This window comes from Mesorhizobium sp. A556 (assembly GCF_054489545.1).
On record NZ_JBTMXA010000005.1, the window covers coordinates 268,223 to 287,104 of the forward strand.

Below are 18,882 nucleotides of genomic sequence, written 5' to 3' on the forward strand. Positions count from 1 at the left end.
CAATGATTATAACGGGAAGGGTACGCTGGAGCCTGCCGGCAGGATTGCCAGAACCTTGAAAAGCTCGCCCATGGCTTGCGGCCCGGCGAGGCGTTCGACCTCTTGCGCCAGCTTTTCGCGACCCGCCGCATCGGCCTTCGCGCCGAGACGCCCCGCTCGCTCAAGCAGGCCCATGCCGACCAACAATGCGCCTTGCGTCGTCAGGTGCGCATCGAGCCCGTGCGTGCGTGCGATGGAGGCCAGGGCGGCGAAATCGACGTGGGAGGTCAGGTCGGCTTCGCCCGGACTGGCAAGAACGTCTTCATGCCGGTGCTGGCGCAAGGCTTGCAGTGTGTCGCCGACGCCGGGGTTCAGATAGCCGTAGTCGATGAACAGGCCCGCGCCGCCATTGTCTTCTATGCGCTGCGTAATGGTCGTCATCAGCGCCGAGCGGGCCGGTGCAAGCTCGACGATGGCGCCTTGGCTCGCATCGGCCGCGCCATCGGGCAGTAGCGACGGGTCGAGCGAGGCCGCACCCGCGAAGAAGGCCAGCTTTTCCTCGTCGTCGAGGCCGATCATGCGCTCGCGCCAGCCTTTTTGCGTGCGCACGAACTGGCGGATCGGAACCGCGTCGAACAATTCGTTGCCGACGATGAGCAGTGGCGCTTTTGGCAGGGCATCGACGGTTTCGTACCAATCGGGCGTTGCGGCCGAACCTTCCAGCGTCTTCTTCTGGATTTCGGTCAGGCGCGGGCTGGTTTCGATCATGGCAAAAGAAGCGGCCTTGGTGAAGGCGGGATCGAGCCGGGACAGCGTACGCAGCATGTCCTTCATCAGCGTGCCGCGTCCGGGCCCGATTTCGGCGAGGGTGACCGGCATCGGGCAGCCGATGGTCTGCCATGTCTGGTACAGCCATACCGCCACCAGTTCGCCGAACATCTGGCTGATTTCGGGGGCCGTGATGAAATCCCCTTCGGTGCCGAACGGTTCGCGCGTGGTGTAGTAGCCATCGCGCGGATCGAACAGGCAAAGCGCCATGTATTCGCTGACGGGGATCGGTCCCAGCGCCGAAATCAGCTCGACGATACGCTGCTTGAGACGCGTCATGCCTGCCGGGGGGCAGCCGCAGGCTTGGCGGTGGTCATGCACCAGATGCCGAACAGCACCATCGGCAGGGACAGAACCATGCCCATGGTCAGCCAGCCGGTGCCGAGCAGATAGCCGATCTGCTGGTCGGGCTCGCGGAAGAATTCCACGAAGATGCGCGACAGACCGTAGCCACAGATGAAGGCACCGCCGACGAAGCGCGGCGTCTTCAGCTTCAGGCGAGAATGGGTAAGGAAGCGCAGCACCAGAAACAGCACCAACCCTTCGAGCAAGGCTTCGTAGATCTGGCTGGGGTGGCGCGCAAAAGGCCCGCCATTGGGAAAGACCACCGCCCAGGGGGCATCGGAAAGCCTTCCCCAAAGCTCGGAGTTGATGAAGTTGGCCAGCCGCACCAGGCCAAGCCCGACCGGCACGCCGGCGGCGACGACGTCGAGCAGCGACCATGTGTGGATTTTTCGCGACCGCGCAAACAGCACCATGGCCAAGACGGTGCCCAAAAGACCGCCGTGGAACGACATGCCGCCCTGCCAGACCGCGAAGATGTCGAGCGGGTTGGCGATGTAGCGCGGCAGATCATAGAAAAGCACGTAGCCGGTGCGCCCGCCCAGCACCACGCCGATGGCCGCCCAGACGATGAAATCGTCAAGGTCCATGGGTTTCATCGGCAGGACGCCGTTCGCCCACAATTTCGGATTGGTGACGAGGCGCTTTGCGTACCACCATGCGAACAGGATGCCGACGATGTAGCCGACACCATACCAGTGGATCGCCAGCGGCCCGAGATGGACGATGACGGGGTCGATATTGGGAAAGGGCAGGGCCGCAAGCGGCAGGAGCAGATAGTCGCTCAACAGGGTTCTCCGGATTGCGATCTTGTTTCGCGCCGGAACATGCGGCAGGGATTCGGCATGGTCAAGGCGAGGAGTTCTTGCAATCCATCTCGCAGGCAACTACGTCAATCGGACCAAGCGAGGTGATGCCATGTCGAACGGACCGAACCGCATTCTTGATGAATTCGCCAAGTTGATGACCGATGCCGCCGGTGCCGCGCAAGGGGTGCGGCGCGAGGTCGAGACGGCTTTTCGCGGGCAGGCGGAGCGCATTTTGAACACGATGGATGTCGTTCAGCGCGAGGAATTCGAGGCCGCACGCGACATGGCGGCGAAGGCGCGCGACGAAAATGCGCGGCTTAGCGCCCGCATCGAGGCGCTTGAGGCACGGCTTGCAGCCGTTTCTGATGCCCCGGAGGCTTCGCCGAAGCGTCCTGCCAAAAAATAAACGTTAAACTTTTCCACAAAGCCAGACCTTGAAAAAGCGCTTTGCCGTGAATCCCTTACCGGCATTGCATGAATCTGCGTGACAGCGACTTTCCACATGCGAATGACGCGGTGTGAAAAAATAGGCTGGTCACGCGACTCCCGATCAATAGACTGAATTTGTTGCATGATTCGGAAACGAGTCAGGCAGCGGGCGATGGGGCCGGGGTTTTGTGTCGAGCAATCCTGATCGTCTGGGTTCAAGACAAGATTTGTTCGTGTGCGTTGCGCGGAGCGCGCGGTGACGTTCAAGAACGACAGGAAGCATTCATGGAACTTCTCGAACTCGAAGTCTCGCGCGACATCCATCCGGTCGACGTGATCGAGCAGGTGGCGCACAACAACGACTGGTCGTTCGAGCGCGCCGGCGACGACGAGATTTCCATATCGGTTGTCGGAAGCTGGGCCGAATATCAGGTCTCCTTTTCGTGGATGGAGGATTTCGAGGCGCTGCACCTGGCCTGCGCCTTCGACATCAAGGTTCCCGAGAGCCGTGCGCTGGAAGTGATGCGGCTATTGTCGCTGATCAACGAGCAGATGCTGTTTGGCCATTTCGACCTGTGGGAGCAGGAAGGCGCGATCATGTTCCGGCAGTCGCTGCTGCTTGCCGGCGGCGTCGAGCCGTCGAGCCAGCAGGTCGAGGTGCTGCTGTCGTCGGCGCTGGAAGCCTGCGAGTGCTATTTCCAGGCGTTCCAGTTCGTCGTCTGGTCGGGAACGTCCGCCAAGGATGCGCTGGCCGGCGTTCTGTTCGAAACACTCGGCAATGCCTGAAACACGATGAGTTCGAACAGCGCCCGCAAGCCCGAGATCGGTTTTTCGGATTTCGACAAGGTCGATATCCGCGCCGGCACGATCGTGGAAGCCGAACCGTTTCCCGAAGCCCGCAAGCCGGCGATCAAGCTGAAGATCGATTTCGGCCCGGTTATCGGGGTGAAGAAGTCGTCGGCGCAGATCACCAAATATTATGCGCCCGAGACGCTGGTCGGCAGACAAGTGTTTGCCGTGGTGAATTTCCCCCCGCGCCAGATCGGGCCGTTCATGTCGGAAGTGCTGACGCTGGGCTTTCCCGATGATGAGGGGGCCGTCGTGCTCGGCGCCATCGAGCGTAAAGTGCCGGACGGCGGCCGGCTGTTCTAAGTTTCCAAGCACTTTGATTGAGCATCGGAATAACCCGAAAACCGGATCCACTTTTCGGTCCGATGCTCTGATTGTCGTCAGGCCGGTATCTTGATCACGGCGCGCAGACCGCCGAGCGGGCTTTCGTCCAGCGTCACGTCGCCGCCATGGCTGCGGGCAATGTCGCGGGCAATGGCCAGGCCAAGCCCGGTGCCGCTGGCATCGAGGTTTCGGGCCTCGTCCAGACGCACGAAGGGCTTGAACACCTCCTCGCGCTTGGCCAGCGGAATGCCGGGGCCGTCGTCATCGATGGTGATGGTCAGCATGCCGCGCCGATGGACGGCGTAAATCTCGACTGCCTTGGCATAGCGGAAGGCGTTGCCCACGACATTGGACAAAAGGCGCGCGAAAGCGTTTGGCCGCACCTGCACGTCGCTGTTGCCCTCCATCTTCGTTGAAAGCTTGCGGCGGCGAAGCGCTGCTTCCTCGGCCAGTTTCTGGAAACAGGCGTTGAGATCGAAATGCCCGGTGTCTTCGGCTGCTTCGCCGCGCGCGAACGCCAGATAGCCTTCCAGCATCGACTGCATGTCGTCGATATCCTGGTTCAGCGCCTCGATGTCGGCCTTCCTGCCGCCGGCCAGCGCCAGTTGAAGCTTGAAACGGGTGAGAATGGTTCTCAAATCGTGGCTTACGCCGGTCAGCATGGCTGTGCGCTGCTCGATCTGCCGCTCGATGCGCTCGCGCATCTGGATGAAGGCAAACCCGGCCCGGCGTACCTCCTCGGCGCCGCGCGGCCGGAAATCGCGCGGCATCGGCTGCCCTTTGCCGAAACTTTCGGCGGCGGCGGCCAGCGTCAGGATCGGCCTGATCTGGTTGCGCAGGAAGGGAATGGCGATCATCAGCAGCACGACTGAGGTGCCGACCATCCACAGCAGGAAGACCTGCATGTTCGAGGCATAGGCCTGGCTGCGGCGCACGAAGACGCGCAACACCTTGTTTTCCAGTTGGACGCGGACTTCGATGATGTTGGAGTTGCCGACCGTGTCGATCCAGAAGGGCCGGTTGATCTGGCGGGTTATTTCCGACGACAGCGGCTCGTCCAGGATGGAAAAGAACGGTTTTGGCCCGGGCGGCGGCAGCGGGTCCGGCGGCAGGAGATCGACTTTCAACTGCATCCGGTCCTGCGCGATGCGGATGATGTTGGCATAGTCGAGGTCGTGCGGATAGGTCTCGACCAGGTCGACGATGGCGGCGATGTCACGCACGACCGATTGCGACAAAAGCAGCGTCACGGTCTGCCAGTTGCGCTCCATGAAGACGAAGGCGACGACCGATTGCAGCAGGAACATCGGCGCGATGACGATGATCAGCGAGCGGGCATAGAGCCGCTTGGGCATGTAGAGCGAGACAAGCCGCCAGAAGCGGTGCCAGCCGCGGCGGAACGGTCTTGGAAGCCGTCGGTGATGCGTGGGCGGCGTGCTGTTTCCCGGCCGCTCCAACTCACTGGTCGCCATGGGCTACGACTCGCCTTCGGCCGTCGGGGAAAGGCCGGCCGGCTGCATTCTATTCCACACTCAGGCGATAGCCGATACCGCGAACGGTCTGCAGCCAGACAGGATTGGCGGGGTCACGCTCGATCTTGCGGCGCAGGCGGTTGATCTGGACGTCGATCGTGCGCTCGCCGACCTCCGAATCGTCGCCGACCAGTTCATGGCGCGGAATGGTTTCGCCGGCGCGCGCGGCGAATATGGCCAGGATTTCCTGTTCGCGGTCGGTCAGCTTGAGAACCTCGCCGCCGCGCTTCAATTCGCGCTTGGCGAGCTGGAACGTGTAGGGGCCGAAGACCAGTTGCTCGAGCTTGGTCGAGGAAGGCGGCCCGCCACGCCGCAGGATGTTGTTGACGCGCAGGATCAATTCGCGCGGGTCGAACGGCTTTGGCAGATAGTCGTCCGCGCCGGCGGAAAGGCCGGTTACGCGGCTGTCGGTCTCCGACAGCGCGGTCAGCATCAGGATAGGCACGTCCTTTTCCGCCCGCAGCGATTTCGTGAGTTCGACGCCGTTTTCGCCCGGCATCATCACATCCAGCACCAGGAGGTCGAAATCCAGCCCGCGCAATTTGCGCCTGGCTTCGTCCGCATTGCCGGCGACCGTGACGCGGAAGCCGTTTTCGCTCAAAAATTGCTTCAGCAGGTTGCGGATGCGGGTATCGTCGTCGATCACCAGCAGATGCGGTGCATCGTCATCGGGCGCCGCCGATCGATCCAGGGTGTCATTCGTCTCCATGGCTGCATCCTGACGTGTTTGCGGGCACAATGTCGATCTGCGCCCGGAGTTCCGGATTGACCATTCCCTTCAGGAAATGCTCGATCGAAGCGCGATCGGATTGTCCCAGTCCTTCCAGTGCTGCATGGATACGGCTTGACTGTGGTCTTGCCAAGGCCAAGGCCAGCTTGCGCCCCTTCTCGGTCGGATAGAGTTCGCGCTGGCGGCGGTCGCGCGGCCCCTGCACCTGCACGATATGGTCGGTGTCGATCAACTGCTTGAGCACGCGCGCCAGCGACTGCTTGGTGATTTTCAGGACGTCGAGCAATTCCGCGACCGTCAGGCCCGGTCGGCGATTGACGAAATGCAGCACCCGGTGATGGGCGCGGCCGAAATCGTAGTCGGCCAGGATCACGTCCGGGTCCGACGTGAAATCGCGATAGGCGAAAAAGAACAGCTCGATGAGGGCGAAGTCGATGCCGTCCTCGTTACCGATCGCGGCCTTGATCGCTGCGGAACTGGGGTGGCTGGTTTCGGGCATGGCTGTCCTGAGTTGGGTCCCATAAATATGTCAGCACTATTGACATAGTTTTAGGCGGCTGATAATTTTTGGCAAGCTTTTGGGCCGATAGCGAACGAAAAGACATAGTAAGGCGGTTTTTCCGAAACTTCCTGAGTTTGCCACACTTCGGTTATCGGCCTAATTTCATGGTTTCGGCGCTTATCGCGGACGAAAAAGAGAGTTTCAACCCTAAGAGGAAGGCGGGCAGCGCCCGCAGGAGGTTAGCATGGCATCCGTTCCCTTCGACCAGCTTGACGGCTATATCTGGATGAATGGTGAATTCGTCAAATGGGCCGACGCGAAGGTTCATGTGCTGACCCACGGTCTTCACTATGCCAGTTCCGTGTTCGAGGGCGAACGGGCTTACGGCGGCGAAATCTTCAAGCTGACGGAGCACACCGAGCGGCTGCATGAATCGGCGCGCATCCTCGGCTTCAAAATCCCTTACTCGGTCGCCGAGATCGACGACGCCTGCCGGGCGCTGCTGAAGAAGCAGGGTTTCAAGGACGGCTATGTCCGCCCGATCGCCTGGCGTGGGAGCGAGCAGATGGGCGTTGCCGCACAAAACAGCCGCATCAACCTGGCCATCGCTATCTGGCAATGGCCGAGCTATTTCGATCCGGCGCAGAAGCTGAAGGGCATCCGCCTCGACATCGCCGAATATTGCCGGCCCGATCCGCGCACCATTCCCTCGAAAGCCAAGGCTGCCGGTCTCTACATGATCTGCACCATCTCCAAGCACGCCGCCGAGGCCAAGGGCTATGCCGACGCGATGATGCTCGACTGGCGCGGCCGGGTCGCGGAAGCGACGGGCGCCAACATCTTCTTCGTCAAGGACGGCAAGATCCATACGCCGACGCCCGACTGTTTCCTCGACGGCATCACGCGCCGCACCGTCATCGGCCTGGCCAAAGACCGCGGCCTGGAAGTGATCGAACGCGCCATCCTGCCGGAGGAACTGGAAGGTTTCGAGCAGTGCTTCCTGACCGGGACGGCGGCCGAAGTGACGCCAGTTGCCGAGATCGGCCCGTACCGATTCGAGGTCGGCGAGATCGCCAAATCGTTGATGGAGGCCTATTCGGCGGCCGTACAGCCCAAGCATGCGATTGCCGCGGAATAGCTGAAACGCCAGTTTTCTGTGCAACAGGGGCGGTTTTCGAGCCGCCCCTTTTATTTCAGCATTTGTGCATTTGACTTTCGCCGAATTCGCGCCTGATGATGCGGTGGCCTTGAGGCTGGCTAGAGAGGGACTAACAATTATGGAAACACTTCTTCCGATCATTGTTCAGGTAGTTACAGGTATCATAGGCGGGCAGGCCGTCGGAGCGGCGGTCAAGCAGGCGGCGATGGGCCAGCTTCCCAAACTTCTTAGCGGCGCGATCGGCGGCGTCGGCGGCGCGGCTATTCTCGGCAGCCTGCTTGGTGGCGGCATCGATCCTGCTGCGGCTTCTGCAGCCGTGGAAGGGGTGGGCAGCGCGCTCAACCTCAACAATATCGTTGGCGGCGTTGGCGGCGGCGCGATCCTGACCGGTATCGTCGGTGCCGTCATGAATGCGATGAAGAAGTAGATTTTTAGGACGCTTTACGTTCAAACCTTGATGGGCGGCTTCGGCCGCCCATTTTGTTGAAAATGACGACGGAAGAAAAGCCATGGGCCAACTCAACGCCATCATCGTCCCGGTGACGCCCTTCCAGCAGAATTGTGCGATCCTGTTCGATTCAGACGACAAGGTCGGCGTCGTGGTCGATCCCGGCGGCGACGTGGAGAACATCCTTGCGGCGCTCAAGGAGAACGGCATCACGGCGGAGGCCATCTGGATCACGCATGGCCATATCGATCATGCGGGCGGCGCCATGGCGTTGAAGGATGCGCTCGGCGTCGACATCGTCGGTCCGCACGAGGCCGACCTGCCGCTGCTGTCCAATCTCGAAGCCCAGGCGCAGCGCTTTGGCCTGACCGGAGCGGTGCGCAATTGCGTGCCTGCCCGGTTCCTTGCCGAAGGGGATGTCGTTTCTTTCGGCCAGCATGTGTTCGAGGTGCTTCATTGTCCGGGCCATGCGCCGGGCCATGTGGTTTTCTATAACCGTGCCGCCAAATTCGCCCATGTCGGCGACGTGCTGTTTCGCGGCTCGGTCGGGCGCACCGATCTGCCGGGCGGCGACCACGCCGCGCTCATCCACTCGATCAAGGAAAAGCTGCTGCCACTCGGCGACGACATCGGCTTCCTGTGCGGCCATGGGCCGGGTGGCCGTTTTGGTGACGAACGGCGTATGAATCCTTTTCTGGTGTGAGAGTTTACACACTTTAGAGGGCGAAAAGCGCCACCATCAGGTGGAGCGGCGACCTCCTTCCCGTCATGCTTGGGCTTGTCCCAAGCATCTGCGCACGTCGCAGAATAATTATTTATTTTCAGCCATTTGAGTAGGAGCTGCAGATCCTCGGCACAAGACCGAGGATGACGGCGGTGGGCCGGCGGCGTCTTACCGGCAAGGTGCGCGCTGCCGTGGGGACACGACGGCGCTTTATCGAGATGAAGCCTGTGCCGGGACGCTGTCAGTTGGCGGTGCAGAAATGTTCCTGCCCGTCATAGCCGACGAAGGTGCCGCTGCGCGCGTCGAAGCTGCGATAGCGGTTCGAGCAATAGCGCACCCATTCGCGCGTCCACGGCTCCCCGGCATAGTCGCTCCGGTAAATGACCCGTGGGCGCACTCGCACGTAACGGCGCTGTTCGTAATAGTCGTCGCCGTAATAGCCGTCATCATAGGCAGGGCCGGGATTGGCGAGCGCGCCGCCGATCAGGGCGCCGGCTGCAAGGCCTAGCACGCCGGCCGCAACGGCGTCGCCGGAACGGTGGTTATGCCGATGCCGCCAGTCGCTGGCATTGGCCGCGGGCAGGGCCGCCAGCGTCATTGCGGCAACGGCGGCGGACAAAATCGTGGTCTTGAAAATCCTGTTCATGACGATCTCCTTCGTGTCGGCTCGGTCGCGGTCGAGGGTCGCGGGGCCGTTCTGAAGCAGATAACTACAATTCCGTGGCTGAACGGTGGCTGAACAGACCGGCGCTTGCGCCAAAACACCCGATCGCAAAGGGCATCGGCCCAAAAAGGTATCCAACTTTAAAATGGCTCGTCAGCCGATGGTGAGGTTGACCGCCTTGGGGCCTTTGCCGCGCTTGTCCGGCTCGGTGTCGAACGTCACCTTTTGTCCGTCCTCAAGTCCGGGAAGCCCCGATGCCTGCACGGCAGATATGTGGACGAATACGTCCTTTTCCCCGTCATCCGGCGTGATGAAGCCGAAGCCTTTGGCGTGATTGAAGAATTTGACGGTGCCGGTCTGCGGCATGGGAATCTCCTCTGATCCCGACAGGTCCATCTTGGGCAATCTCATGCCCTATGCGGAAATTTGTCCTTTATTTTCCGGCTATCGGCAAGCAAAATCTTTGGGCGTCCGGCATGAAACGCTCCAGAGCATCGGACCGAAAAGTGGCGACGGTTTTCGGATTGTTCCGATGCTCCATCATCGTGCTGGAGCGTCCTTTATGCGTCCAATCGGACGCACGGCGCTCCAACGAAAAAGGCGCGATGGAGGGCCATCGCGCCTTCAAATTCGTGGGATCGCAATCGGGACGATCGATTATTCCGCGCGCAGATTTACCGCCTTCGGACCCTTGCCCATGCGATCGGGCTCGACGTCGAAGGTTACCTTCTGGCCGTCGACCAGCGTGCGCAGGCCGGAGGCTTCGATTGCCGAGATGTGGACGAACACATCCTTGGCGCCGTCGTCTGGCGTGATGAATCCGAAGCCTTTTGTGGCGTTGAAGAATTTAACGGTGCCGGTCTGGGCCATTTGGGGAAACTCCTTCACCCGTTCAGTCATTGCTCCTGCCGCCGCCTGTCGCCGGTAGCAGGTTCCGGTAGTTGCATTGGCGGTCATGCATTCGCGCACGTTAAAACCCCCCGCCAAAAAACGGGGCCGTCAGAGATTCACAATATCGGGGAAAGGTCGCGCCAAACGTTCCAGTCTCCGGGTCCGCAAATGCCCGAACGCGAAATTTATGACACGGAAATGTGAGACTTGCAAGATAGCGCGCACCTGTGGCGTGCATCGGGACGAATGCCCGCAAGCTACCTCTATAGCCGGCTGGCCGAAAGGTCATCGGCCAACTGGCGCCAAAGCATGGGTGCAGGCAAACACCGAGGGGCCGGCACCCGTGCCTATTTTGCGTCCTTTGGCTTTTCCACATGCCCGCCGAAGGCGAAGCGCATGGCCGACAGCATCTTGTCGGCGAATTCGGATTCGCCGCGCGAGGCGAAACGGTCGAACAGGGCCGACGCCAGCACCGGCGCGGGTACGCCGGTGTCGATCGCGGCCTTCAGCGTCCAGCGGCCTTCGCCCGAATCCGACACCCGCCCGCCGAATTTCGTCAGGGCGGAATCTTCCTTCAGCGCGCCCGCCGTCAGGTCGAGCAGCCATGAGCCGATGACGCTGCCATGCCGCCAGACTTCGGCGACGGCAGCGAGGTCGATGTCGAACTTGTAGTATTGCGGCTCTTCCAGCGGCGTCGTTTCGGCATCGGCGGTGCGCGTTTCAGCGCCGGCATTGGCGGATTTCAGGATGTTCAGGCCTTCCGCATAAGCGGCCATGACGCCATATTCGATGCCGTTATGGACCATTTTCACGAAGTGGCCGGCACCGCTCGGGCCGCAATGCAGATAGCCGAGCGGGGCGGTGCCTGCACCGGTTCCAGCCGAGCCAGCCGCCGTGTCCGGATCAGGGGCGAGGGTGGCGAATACCGGATCCAGATGCTGTACCGCCGTTTTCGGCCCGCCGATCATCAGGCAGTAGCCGCGATCCAGACCCCAGACGCCGCCGCTGGTGCCGACATCGACATAATTGATGCCCTTGGGGTCCAGCTTTGCCGCCTGGTCGACGGCGTCGCGGTAGTTCGAGTTGCCGCCGTCGACGATGATGTCGCCCTTCTCCATCAAGGCGGCGAGGCGATCGACATTCTGCCCGGTGATGGCGGCCGGCAGCATCAGCCAGGCGCTGCGCGGCTTTTTCAGCTTCTGCACGAACTCTTCCATCGAGGCGGCGGCAACCGCGCCTTCCTTGGCGAGTGCCGCCACGGCGGCCGCATTGATGTCGTAGACGACGCATTCATGGCCGTCGCGCAGCAGCCGGCGCACCATGTTCGCGCCCATCCTGCCAAGCCCGATCATTCCGATTTGCATGGTTTTGTCCCTGTCTGTTGGTGGGAGCACGGCCGCGAGCGACCTGTGCACTCCTTTTCCGACATATGGCCACGGTTGGAAAGAACCGATTGGGATCGACTTGTGACAGTGTCGTGATCGCGCCGGTGTGGTTGCGCTGAAGGGACCGGCCCATTATTACGCTTGGCAAACGGCAAGAAATGGCAGGTTCATCATCAACAGGGCATTGAGACGACGGGACGGGGCCAAGGCAGGCGGCGGATCGGGTTCCGGCCAGCCGCCGCGCGGCAATCTGGATCAGCATGTCCGCCAGGCCCTGATGCACCATCAGGCAGGCAGGGTACAGGAGGCCGAGGCGCTCTACCGGCAGGTGCTTTCGGCCAAGGGTGATCATGCGGCGGCGCTGCATTTCCTCGGCCTTCTGCTGCATCAGGGCGGCCGGAGCCAGGAAGGTCTTCCGCTGATCGAGAGGTCAATCAGGGCGGAGCCGAAGAGTCCCGATTTCCTGAACAATTTCGGCACCGTGCTTCGCGATCTCGGCCACGGCCAGGCGGCGCTCGAGCATTTCCGCAAGGCGGTGGCGCTCAAGCCGGACCATGCGGCGGGGCGTGACAATCTCGGCTTCCTGCAAAAGGACATGGGGCAGTTTTTAGCGGCGGAAGAGACGTTTCGCGGCACGATGGGGCGCAATCCCTTTTATATGCGCGCGCGCGTCGGGTTGGCCGAGACGTTGCAGGAACTTGGCCGGCTGGGCGAGGCTATCGCCGTCTTTCGCGAGGCGCTGTCGATCCGCCCGAATGATGCCGAAGTGCTGCACGGGCTTGGCGTCGGGCTGATGGAGAAGGGCGACCTGACAGAGGCGGCGGAAATGTTGCGGCGCGCGCTGGCGGTTGCGCCAAAGCAGGCCAAGTCGTGGCTGATGTTGAGCCAGGTTAGCCGCCAGCGCGAAGCCGATGCCGAACTTGCCGCCGTCCAGGCGCTGCATGGGCAGGTCGAGACCGGCAGTTTCGACCGGATGCAGCTTTCCTTCGGGCTGGGCAAGCGCAACGACGATCTGAAGGCCTATGAGCGCGCTTTCGATTATTTCGCCGAGGCCAATACGATCCGCCGCCAGGGCATAACCTATGACGGCGACAGGACGCGCGCCGAATTTGCCGCGATGAAAAAAACCTTCGACGCCGCGTTCTTCGAAAAGCACCAGCCGAGCGCGATCAGCGACGATACGCCGATCTTTGTCGTCGGCATGCCGCGTTCAGGCACGACGCTGGTCGAGCAGATCATCGCCAGCCATCCGCAGGTGTTCGGCGCGGGCGAGTTGACCATCCTGAAGACGGCGGTGGGCAAGGGATTTCCGCTCGACATGAAGGGCGGCTTCCCGGCCGGCATCCGAGACCTGCCCGACAAGGTCTTCTCGGACGCGGGCCATGACTATCTCGACATGCTGCACAAGCGCTATCCCGGCTACAGGCACGTGACCGACAAGATGCCGGGCAACTTCCTGCTGATCGGCTTCCTTCATATGATGCTGCCCAAGGCCAGGATCGTCCATTGCGCGCGTAACCCGGTGGCGACGTGCCTGTCGATCTACAAGACGTTCTTCCGTGGCGACGGCCATCTCTACAGCTACGATCTTGGCGAACTGGCCGATTTCCACAATATCTATGCGGACATGATGGCGCATTGGCATGCCGTGCTGCCGGGCGTGGTGCACGATGTGCGCTACGAGGATTTCGTTGCCGACCAGGAAGGGCAGACGCGCGCGCTGATCGCCTATCTCGGCCTGCCGTGGAGCGATGCCTGCCTGAATTTCCACGAAAGCGATCGCGCGGTACGCACCGCGTCGGCGGCGCAAGTGCGCCAGCCGATGTATCAGGGCTCGGTCGATCTCTGGAAACGCTATGGCGACAAGCTGAAACCGTTGATCGACCGGCTGGGGTGAGGGCTGCCGTCCGCTACAGCCCCATGAACGGCTTGAAGCCGCCGAAGATCATGCGCTTGCCGTCGAACGGCATGTTTTCCATGCCGGGCTGCATGCGGGGATCGGCCATGACCTTGGCCATGACGGCGTCGCGGCTCTCACGCGATTCGTAGACGATCCAGGAAAAGGCGACGACCTCGTCGTCCTTGGCCTGCACGGAACGCGGAAACGAGGTCAGTTCGCCATAGGGAACATCGTCGCCGATGCATTCCACATAAGCCAGTGCGCCATGTTCCTTCCAGACCGTGCCGGCCAGATGGGCGAGATCCTTGTAGGCATCGAGCTTTGCCTTCGAAACGGGAACGACGAAACCATCGACATAGGCCATTGTTGTCTCCTTCGGTTGGGTTTCAGGCGGCATTCAGGGGGGCGTTCATGGCCCAGTCGACGCCGAACGGATCGCGCAGCGAACCCCAGCGGTCACCCCAGAACATGATGGCGAGCGGCGTCGTCACTTCGCAGCCGGCATCGATGGCGCGCTTCCACCAGCGGTCGATCTCGCTCTCCTTGAGATGCAGTTGCAGCGTATAGCCTTGCGGTTTCAGCGCCGGGTGGCCGTGCTCGGGGTAGCCGTCCGACAGCATCAGCGTGGAACCGTTGACATGGAGATGGACGTGCATGGTGCGTCCCTGCTCGTCGGGCGGAAACATGAAGACGGTTTCAGCGCCGAAAGCCTTGCCGTAGAATTCGGCGGCCTTCAGCGCGCCGCTCACCGAAATATAGGGCGTCATGCCGCCAAGCACTTTCGCGGGGGCTGGCTGGTCGGCTTGCCTTATCGTGTCGTTCATTGCTGTGTCCTCCAAATCTACATGACATGCCAAGGACGGACGGAGGCGGCGCGTTCCTACAACGCAGGAGATTTTTTGGTCCGGCATTGGGTCGGATGCGTCTGGTTCGAGCGCTCTATGCCGTTTTAACCATTGCGCATGCGGGGCCTACAAATTATGCAGGCCCGTATCCCACACTCATTCTCAGAGGGTTCCATGACAGAAGTCAGTCTTCTCGACCACGCGCTTGTCCGGTTGGACGAGGCCGCCGCACATCTCAATATCGACGCGGATGTGATCGAGAAACTGAAATACCCGCGAGAAACGACCAAAGTGCGGCTGATGATCCGCATGGATGACGGATCGCGTAAATCCTTCATCGCCTGGCGCTGCCGCTATGATGACACGCGCGGCCCGACCAAGGGCGGCATCCGCTTTCATCCGGACGCCACCGAAGACGAGGTCGAGACGCTGGCGTTCTGGATGACCTTCAAATGCGCGGTGATGAACCTGCCCTATGGCGGCGGCAAGGGCGCCGTACAGGTCGACCCTCGCCAGCTTTCCAAGGCTGAACTGGAGCGGCTGTCGCGTTCCTATATCCAGGCTTTCTCGCGCATCATCGGCCCGGATCGCGATATTCCCGCGCCCGACGTCTACACCAACGCGATGATCATGGGTTGGATGGAAGACGAATATTCGCAGATCGTCGGCCAGTCTTCGCCGGCCGTCATTACCGGCAAGCCGATTGCGCTCGGCGGTTCGCTCGGCCGCGGCGACGCCACGGCGCGCGGCGGCTATTACCTGGTGCGCCATCTGGCCAGCGATCTCGGCCTTGGCGACAATATGCGCGCTGCCATTCAGGGCTTCGGCAATGCGGGGCAGCATATGGCCCGCCTGCTGGTCGCGGACGGGCACAAGATCGTCGCCGTCTCGGATTCGGAGGGCGGCGTGTATTCACCCGTCGGGCTTCACATCGACCTGTTGCTGGAAGCCAAGGCGCAAGGACGCTCGGTCGTCTCGACCATCGGGCAGGGCGGCCACGAGCATCTGGCCGCCGGCACGCTGGTCGGCGTCGATTGCGATCTCCTGGTGCCCGCCGCGCTGGAAAACATGATCCATGAAGGCAATGCCGGTACGGTGAAGGCCAAGCTGATCCTCGAACTGGCCAACGGCCCGCTAACCTCGGAGGCGGACGATATCCTCGCCAAGAAGGGCGTCGTCGTGCTGCCGGACATTTTGGCGAATGCCGGAGGCGTGACCGTTTCCTATTTCGAATGGGTGCAGAACCGTCAGGGCTTCTACTGGACGCTAGAGGAAATTCACGACCGTCTGCGCACCATCATGGAGCGGGAAGGCCGCGCCGTCTGGGACCTGTCGCGCGAAAAGGGGATTTCGGCGCGCACCGCCGCCTATGTCCACGCGCTCGGCCGGCTGGCCGAGGCCATCGAGGCGCACGGCACGCAGAATTTCTTCGTAAGCTGAGCTGTTTTTCGCACCCGCCGGGATTTTCCCGCGGGTGCGTTTGCCCAAAAACCTACTTCCCCGGACGGCCGGTCTTGCCGGGGCGGCGTTTCTGCCGCGCTGCCTCGCCCGGATTCTCATAGGATCCGGCACCGACGCGCTGGCGCACGATCGGCTTGACGTCTTCCGGCTTGGCCGGCTTTACGCCTTCGACCGGCTTTTCCGTGCGGCGCACGGTCATCTCATCCAGCGAATTTTTCTTGAAGAGGCTTTTGCCTCCCTCGGGAATCCCGAAATCCGAGCCATGCGCTTCGCTGGCCGATTGCTTCTTGAACAGCGAGCGTGAAACCGCGCCGGCCGGCGTTGGCATGTCCGTGCCCGGGCCCATATTGTCGAGATCGGGCTTGGCGAACAGGGACCTGCCGGTAGCGGCGCGTTGTTTCGTGCGCGCTTCCTGCGGCGATGGCGCGTTGTCGTCTACCGCCTTGTGGATGGCGCGGCCCTTGTTGTGCTTGCCTTTTTCACGGCCCGACACCGGGCTTTCCATATCGGCGTATTTGGCCAGCGGGTCGTCGGAAATGGCCATTTCCATCTCGCGCAGTCGCTTGATCTCGTCGCGGATGCGGGCTGCCTTCTCGAAGTCGAGATTGGTGGCGGCATCACGCATCTGCTTTTCCATCGCCTCCAGATGGGCTTTCAGATTGTTGCCCATCATCGCGCCGGCGCTGTCGGTGAACTGCGAGATGTCGGCGCGGACATGGTCCTTCTCGTAAACCGAATCCAGAATGTCGGAGATGCGCGACTTGACCGATTCCGGCGTGATGCCGTTGGCGGTGTTCCATTCGACCTGCTTTTCGCGGCGGCGGTTGGTTTCCGCCATCGCCCGCTCCATCGAACCGGTGACCTTGTCGGCGTAGAGGATGACCTTGCCGTCGACGTTTCTGGCGGCGCGGCCGATGGTCTGGATCAGCGAGGTTTCGGAGCGCAAAAACCCTTCCTTGTCGGCGTCGAGAATGGCGACGAAGCCGCATTCGGGAATATCCAGCCCCTCGCGTAAAAGATTGATGCCGACCAGCACGTCAAACGCGCCTAATCTCAAGTCGCGTAAAATTTCGATGCGCTCCAGCGTGTCGATATCGGAGTGCATGTAGCGCACGCGCACGCCCTGCTCGTGCAGATATTCGGTCAGGTCCTCGGCCATGCGCTTGGTCAGCACCGTCACCAGCGTGCGATAGCCCTTGGCCGTCGTTTCACGGATTTCGCCGACCACGTCGTCGACCTGCGCCTTGGCGGGGCGCACTTCGACCGGTGGGTCGATCAGGCCGGTCGGGCGGATGACCTGCTCGGCGAAGACGCCGCCGGCCTGTTCCATCTCCCAGCCGCCGGGCGTGGCCGAAACCGCCACCGAAAGCGGGCGCATGGCATCCCACTCCTCGAAGCGCAGCGGGCGGTTGTCCATGCAGGAGGGCAAGCGGAAGCCGTATTCGGCCAGCGTCGCCTTGCGCCGAAAGTCGCCGCGATACATGCCGCCGATCTGCGGGATGGTGACGTGGCTTTCGTCGACGAAGACCAGCGCGTTGTCGGGAATGTACTCGAACAACGTCGGCGGCGGATCGCCCGGCGAACGGCCGGTGAGATAGCGCGAATAGTTCTCGATGCCGGCGCAGGAGCCGGTCGCTTCCAGCATTTCCAGGTCGAAGCGGGTGCGCTGCTCCAGCCGCTGCGCTTCCAGCAGGCGGCCAGCCTTTTCAAGCTCTTGCAGGCGCTGCTTCAGCTCTGCCTTGATCGACTTGGTGGCCTGATTCAAGGTCGGGCGCGGCGTCACATAGTGCGAATTGGCATAGATTTTCACGCTTTTCAGTTCGCCGGTTTTCTGGCCGGTCAGCGGGTCGAACTCGATGATGGACTCGATCTCGTCGCCGAACAGCGAGATACGCCAGGCGCGGTCTTCCAAGTGGGCCGGGAAGATTTCGATGGTGTCGCCGCGTACGCGGAACGAGCCGCGTACGAAGTTGATATCCTGCCGCTTGTATTGCTGGGCGACGAGGTCGGCGAGCAGCGCGCGCTGGTCGAGCCGGTCGCCGATCTGCATCTGGAAGGTCATCGCCGTATAGGTTTCGACCGAGCCGATACCGTAGATGCACGACACCGAAGCGACGATGATGACGTCGTCGCGCTCCAGCAGCGAGCGCGTCGCCGAGTGGCGCATGCGGTCGATCTGCTCGTTGATCGAGCTTTCCTTTTCGATGAACGTGTCGGTGCGCGGGACGTAGGCTTCCGGCTGGTAATAGTCGTAGTAGGAGACGAAATACTCGACCGCGTTTTCCGGGAAGAATTTCTTGAACTCGGCATAAAGCTGCGCGGCCAGCGTCTTGTTGGGCGCGAGGATCAGCGCCGGGCGCTGCGTTTCCTCGATCACCTTGGCCATGGTGAAGGTCTTGCCGGAGCCGGTGACGCCGAGCAGCACCTGGGTGCGGTCGTCATTGGCAATGCCTTCGACCAGATCCTTGATCGCGGTCGGCTGGTCGCCGGCGGGCTCGAAGTCGGACACCATCTTGATGGCGATGCCGCCTTCGGATTTCTCGGGGCGGGCAGGCCGGTGCGGTGTCCACAACACGCCGTCCTTGTGCAGCGGGTTGCCTGATTCGATCAGCGCCGACAGCGCCGCCACGGTGGCGGTGACGCCGCCGGAGGCCATGGTCTCGGCATCCTCCAGGGAAATATCGAGGCCGGCGACAGGATTGAGGCCGGCAGCGGTGCGTTCCCGCGCCGACGCCGCCCCGCCCATCGAAGTGCCGCGAGAGCTACGGGAGGGAGAGGCGGAGCGTTCAGGAACTTTTTTAGAGGGCTTTGGCGATTTGCCGGTGTCTGCCTTGGGCGCGCGGCCCTCGCTCTCCGCTTCCCGTTCTATCTGCTCAGCCCAATCGGCGATCGATCCCGACAGCGGCGTGCCCGAAAATTCCGCTTGCGGGGCTTCGGCGAAACCCTTGCGCTCCAGCGGTTCGGACGCGTCGTGGAAATCCGTCATCGTGCTGCGCCGCTTGGGCGAAGCTGCGCGGTCGTCGTTCGCCGGCGTTTTGGTATCGGGAGATTTGGCCATGGCCTGAATATGGGTGGAGTCCG

20 protein-coding genes are annotated in these 18,882 nt (G+C 61.9%); 8 read left to right on the forward strand and 12 right to left on the reverse strand.

All coding sequences use genetic code 11. The annotated features are described in order from the left end of the window. Positions 1 to 6: 6 nt before the first annotated feature. Positions 7 to 1,086 (reverse strand): class I SAM-dependent methyltransferase, encoded by a 1,080-nt coding sequence (locus tag ACX3P0_RS13455; RefSeq protein ID WP_459089143.1) that lies wholly within the window; start codon positions 1,084 to 1,086, stop codon positions 7 to 9. Then, a complete protein-coding gene (gene lgt, locus ACX3P0_RS13460) occupies positions 1,083 to 1,937 on the reverse strand; it encodes a prolipoprotein diacylglyceryl transferase (protein ID WP_459089145.1) in 855 nt (284 codons plus the stop codon). The genes ACX3P0_RS13455 and lgt overlap by 4 nt, the downstream gene beginning before the upstream one ends. Before the next feature lie 130 nt (positions 1,938 to 2,067). Here lgt and ACX3P0_RS13465 point away from each other — a divergent pair, with 130 nt between their 5' ends. The 3 genes from ACX3P0_RS13465 to ACX3P0_RS13475 all read left to right on the forward strand — a co-directional run bounded on the left by ACX3P0_RS13465 (position 2,068) and on the right by ACX3P0_RS13475 (position 3,539). Then, on the forward strand, positions 2,068 to 2,364 hold the full coding sequence (locus ACX3P0_RS13465; RefSeq protein ID WP_459089147.1) for an accessory factor UbiK family protein: 297 nt from the start codon (positions 2,068 to 2,070) through the stop codon (positions 2,362 to 2,364). Between the two features lie 308 nt (positions 2,365 to 2,672). Further along, positions 2,673 to 3,173 carry a type III secretion system chaperone family protein gene (locus tag ACX3P0_RS13470; protein WP_459078132.1) on the forward strand — a complete coding sequence of 167 codons (501 nt, stop codon included), beginning with the start codon at positions 2,673 to 2,675 and terminating at the stop codon, positions 3,171 to 3,173. Positions 3,174 to 3,179: 6 nt separating this feature from the next. Next, entirely contained in the window at positions 3,180 to 3,539 is a 360-nt protein-coding gene (locus ACX3P0_RS13475) for a tRNA-binding protein (RefSeq protein ID WP_459078133.1), read from the forward strand. Between the two features lie 77 nt (positions 3,540 to 3,616). Here ACX3P0_RS13475 and ACX3P0_RS13480 read toward each other — a convergent pair whose 3' ends face one another. Genes ACX3P0_RS13480 through ACX3P0_RS13490 form a run of 3 tightly spaced genes read right to left on the reverse strand, consistent with a single transcriptional unit; the run spans position 3,617 to position 6,321 of the window. Further along, positions 3,617 to 5,032, reverse strand: coding sequence for an ATP-binding protein (locus ACX3P0_RS13480; protein WP_459089149.1), 1,416 nt, complete (start codon positions 5,030 to 5,032; stop codon positions 3,617 to 3,619). A 49-nt stretch (positions 5,033 to 5,081) separates the two neighbouring features. After that, the gene (locus ACX3P0_RS13485) at positions 5,082 to 5,801 is read right to left on the reverse strand and encodes a response regulator (protein ID WP_459089151.1); all 720 of its coding nucleotides are present in this window, start codon (positions 5,799 to 5,801) and stop codon (positions 5,082 to 5,084) included. Continuing rightward, positions 5,788 to 6,321, reverse strand: a complete 534-nt coding sequence (locus ACX3P0_RS13490; RefSeq protein WP_459089153.1) for a MarR family winged helix-turn-helix transcriptional regulator — start codon at positions 6,319 to 6,321, stop codon at positions 5,788 to 5,790. The genes ACX3P0_RS13485 and ACX3P0_RS13490 overlap by 14 nt, the downstream gene beginning before the upstream one ends. A gap of 247 nt (positions 6,322 to 6,568) precedes the next feature. Here ACX3P0_RS13490 and ACX3P0_RS13495 point away from each other — a divergent pair, with 247 nt between their 5' ends. The 3 genes from ACX3P0_RS13495 to ACX3P0_RS13505 all read left to right on the forward strand — a co-directional run bounded on the left by ACX3P0_RS13495 (position 6,569) and on the right by ACX3P0_RS13505 (position 8,634). Next, a complete protein-coding gene (locus ACX3P0_RS13495) occupies positions 6,569 to 7,462 on the forward strand; it encodes a branched-chain amino acid aminotransferase (protein ID WP_459089155.1) in 894 nt (297 codons plus the stop codon). Positions 7,463 to 7,601: 139 nt separating this feature from the next. Beyond that, on the forward strand, positions 7,602 to 7,910 hold the full coding sequence (locus tag ACX3P0_RS13500; protein WP_459078139.1) for a hypothetical protein: 309 nt from the start codon (positions 7,602 to 7,604) through the stop codon (positions 7,908 to 7,910). An 82-nt stretch (positions 7,911 to 7,992) separates the two neighbouring features. After that, a complete protein-coding gene (locus ACX3P0_RS13505; protein ID WP_459089157.1) occupies positions 7,993 to 8,634 on the forward strand; it encodes an MBL fold metallo-hydrolase in 642 nt (213 codons plus the stop codon). Between the two features lie 262 nt (positions 8,635 to 8,896). Here ACX3P0_RS13505 and ACX3P0_RS13510 read toward each other — a convergent pair whose 3' ends face one another. From ACX3P0_RS13510 to gnd, 4 genes are all read right to left on the reverse strand, one after another. Further along, a complete protein-coding gene (locus ACX3P0_RS13510) occupies positions 8,897 to 9,301 on the reverse strand; it encodes a BA14K family protein (protein ID WP_459089158.1) in 405 nt (134 codons plus the stop codon). 171 nt (positions 9,302 to 9,472) lie between these two features. After that, complete coding sequence (locus tag ACX3P0_RS13515; protein WP_378223319.1) at positions 9,473 to 9,685, reverse strand: cold-shock protein; 213 nt, start codon at positions 9,683 to 9,685, stop codon at positions 9,473 to 9,475. A gap of 291 nt (positions 9,686 to 9,976) precedes the next feature. Continuing rightward, the gene (locus ACX3P0_RS13520; protein ID WP_459078142.1) at positions 9,977 to 10,189 is read right to left on the reverse strand and encodes a cold-shock protein; all 213 of its coding nucleotides are present in this window, start codon (positions 10,187 to 10,189) and stop codon (positions 9,977 to 9,979) included. A gap of 368 nt (positions 10,190 to 10,557) precedes the next feature. Continuing rightward, complete coding sequence (gene gnd / locus ACX3P0_RS13525) at positions 10,558 to 11,574, reverse strand: phosphogluconate dehydrogenase (NAD(+)-dependent, decarboxylating) (RefSeq protein ID WP_459089160.1); 1,017 nt, start codon at positions 11,572 to 11,574, stop codon at positions 10,558 to 10,560. A gap of 298 nt (positions 11,575 to 11,872) precedes the next feature. On the opposite strand from gnd, the gene ACX3P0_RS13530 reads away from it, so the two are divergent. Then, complete coding sequence (locus ACX3P0_RS13530) at positions 11,873 to 13,492, forward strand: tetratricopeptide repeat-containing sulfotransferase family protein (protein ID WP_459089270.1); 1,620 nt, start codon at positions 11,873 to 11,875, stop codon at positions 13,490 to 13,492. 13 nt (positions 13,493 to 13,505) lie between these two features. On the opposite strand, the gene ACX3P0_RS13535 is transcribed toward ACX3P0_RS13530, so the two are convergent. Both ACX3P0_RS13535 and ACX3P0_RS13540 read right to left on the reverse strand, forming a co-directional pair. Beyond that, a complete protein-coding gene (locus ACX3P0_RS13535) occupies positions 13,506 to 13,859 on the reverse strand; it encodes a DUF1428 domain-containing protein (RefSeq protein WP_459078144.1) in 354 nt (117 codons plus the stop codon). A 22-nt stretch (positions 13,860 to 13,881) separates the two neighbouring features. Continuing rightward, positions 13,882 to 14,319, reverse strand: a complete 438-nt coding sequence (locus tag ACX3P0_RS13540; protein WP_459089162.1) for a VOC family protein — start codon at positions 14,317 to 14,319, stop codon at positions 13,882 to 13,884. Positions 14,320 to 14,514: 195 nt separating this feature from the next. Between ACX3P0_RS13540 and ACX3P0_RS13545 the strand changes: the two genes are divergently transcribed. Continuing rightward, positions 14,515 to 15,780 (forward strand): Glu/Leu/Phe/Val family dehydrogenase, encoded by a 1,266-nt coding sequence (locus ACX3P0_RS13545; RefSeq protein WP_459089164.1) that lies wholly within the window; start codon positions 14,515 to 14,517, stop codon positions 15,778 to 15,780. A gap of 52 nt (positions 15,781 to 15,832) precedes the next feature. Here ACX3P0_RS13545 and uvrB read toward each other — a convergent pair whose 3' ends face one another. Next, complete coding sequence (uvrB, locus tag ACX3P0_RS13550) at positions 15,833 to 18,859, reverse strand: excinuclease ABC subunit UvrB (RefSeq protein ID WP_459089166.1); 3,027 nt, start codon at positions 18,857 to 18,859, stop codon at positions 15,833 to 15,835. Positions 18,860 to 18,882 lie beyond the last annotated feature (23 nt).

Excerpts from the sequence above, each read along its gene's own strand:
- ACX3P0_RS13455 (WP_459089143.1), bottom strand. The coding sequence starts at position 1,086 with ATGACGCGTCTCAAGCAGCGTATCGTCGAGCTGATTTCGGCGCTGGGA.
- ACX3P0_RS13465 (WP_459089147.1), top strand. The coding sequence starts at position 2,068 with ATGTCGAACGGACCGAACCGCATTCTTGATGAATTCGCCAAGTTGATG.
- ACX3P0_RS13470 (WP_459078132.1), top strand. The coding sequence starts at position 2,673 with ATGGAACTTCTCGAACTCGAAGTCTCGCGCGACATCCATCCGGTCGAC.
- ACX3P0_RS13475 (WP_459078133.1), top strand. The coding sequence starts at position 3,180 with ATGAGTTCGAACAGCGCCCGCAAGCCCGAGATCGGTTTTTCGGATTTC.
- ACX3P0_RS13480 (WP_459089149.1), bottom strand. The coding sequence starts at position 5,032 with ATGGCGACCAGTGAGTTGGAGCGGCCGGGAAACAGCACGCCGCCCACG.
- ACX3P0_RS13485 (WP_459089151.1), bottom strand. The coding sequence starts at position 5,801 with ATGGAGACGAATGACACCCTGGATCGATCGGCGGCGCCCGATGACGAT.
- ACX3P0_RS13490 (WP_459089153.1), bottom strand. The coding sequence starts at position 6,321 with ATGCCCGAAACCAGCCACCCCAGTTCCGCAGCGATCAAGGCCGCGATC.
- ACX3P0_RS13495 (WP_459089155.1), top strand. The coding sequence starts at position 6,569 with ATGGCATCCGTTCCCTTCGACCAGCTTGACGGCTATATCTGGATGAAT.
- ACX3P0_RS13500 (WP_459078139.1), top strand. The coding sequence starts at position 7,602 with ATGGAAACACTTCTTCCGATCATTGTTCAGGTAGTTACAGGTATCATA.
- ACX3P0_RS13505 (WP_459089157.1), top strand. The coding sequence starts at position 7,993 with ATGGGCCAACTCAACGCCATCATCGTCCCGGTGACGCCCTTCCAGCAG.
- ACX3P0_RS13510 (WP_459089158.1), bottom strand. The coding sequence starts at position 9,301 with ATGAACAGGATTTTCAAGACCACGATTTTGTCCGCCGCCGTTGCCGCA.
- ACX3P0_RS13515 (WP_378223319.1), bottom strand. The coding sequence starts at position 9,685 with ATGCCGCAGACCGGCACCGTCAAATTCTTCAATCACGCCAAAGGCTTC.
- ACX3P0_RS13520 (WP_459078142.1), bottom strand. The coding sequence starts at position 10,189 with ATGGCCCAGACCGGCACCGTTAAATTCTTCAACGCCACAAAAGGCTTC.
- gnd (WP_459089160.1), bottom strand. The coding sequence starts at position 11,574 with ATGCAAATCGGAATGATCGGGCTTGGCAGGATGGGCGCGAACATGGTG.
- ACX3P0_RS13530 (WP_459089270.1), top strand. The coding sequence starts at position 11,873 with ATGCACCATCAGGCAGGCAGGGTACAGGAGGCCGAGGCGCTCTACCGG.
- ACX3P0_RS13535 (WP_459078144.1), bottom strand. The coding sequence starts at position 13,859 with ATGGCCTATGTCGATGGTTTCGTCGTTCCCGTTTCGAAGGCAAAGCTC.
- ACX3P0_RS13540 (WP_459089162.1), bottom strand. The coding sequence starts at position 14,319 with ATGAACGACACGATAAGGCAAGCCGACCAGCCAGCCCCCGCGAAAGTG.
- ACX3P0_RS13545 (WP_459089164.1), top strand. The coding sequence starts at position 14,515 with ATGACAGAAGTCAGTCTTCTCGACCACGCGCTTGTCCGGTTGGACGAG.
- uvrB (WP_459089166.1), bottom strand. The coding sequence starts at position 18,859 with ATGGCCAAATCTCCCGATACCAAAACGCCGGCGAACGACGACCGCGCA.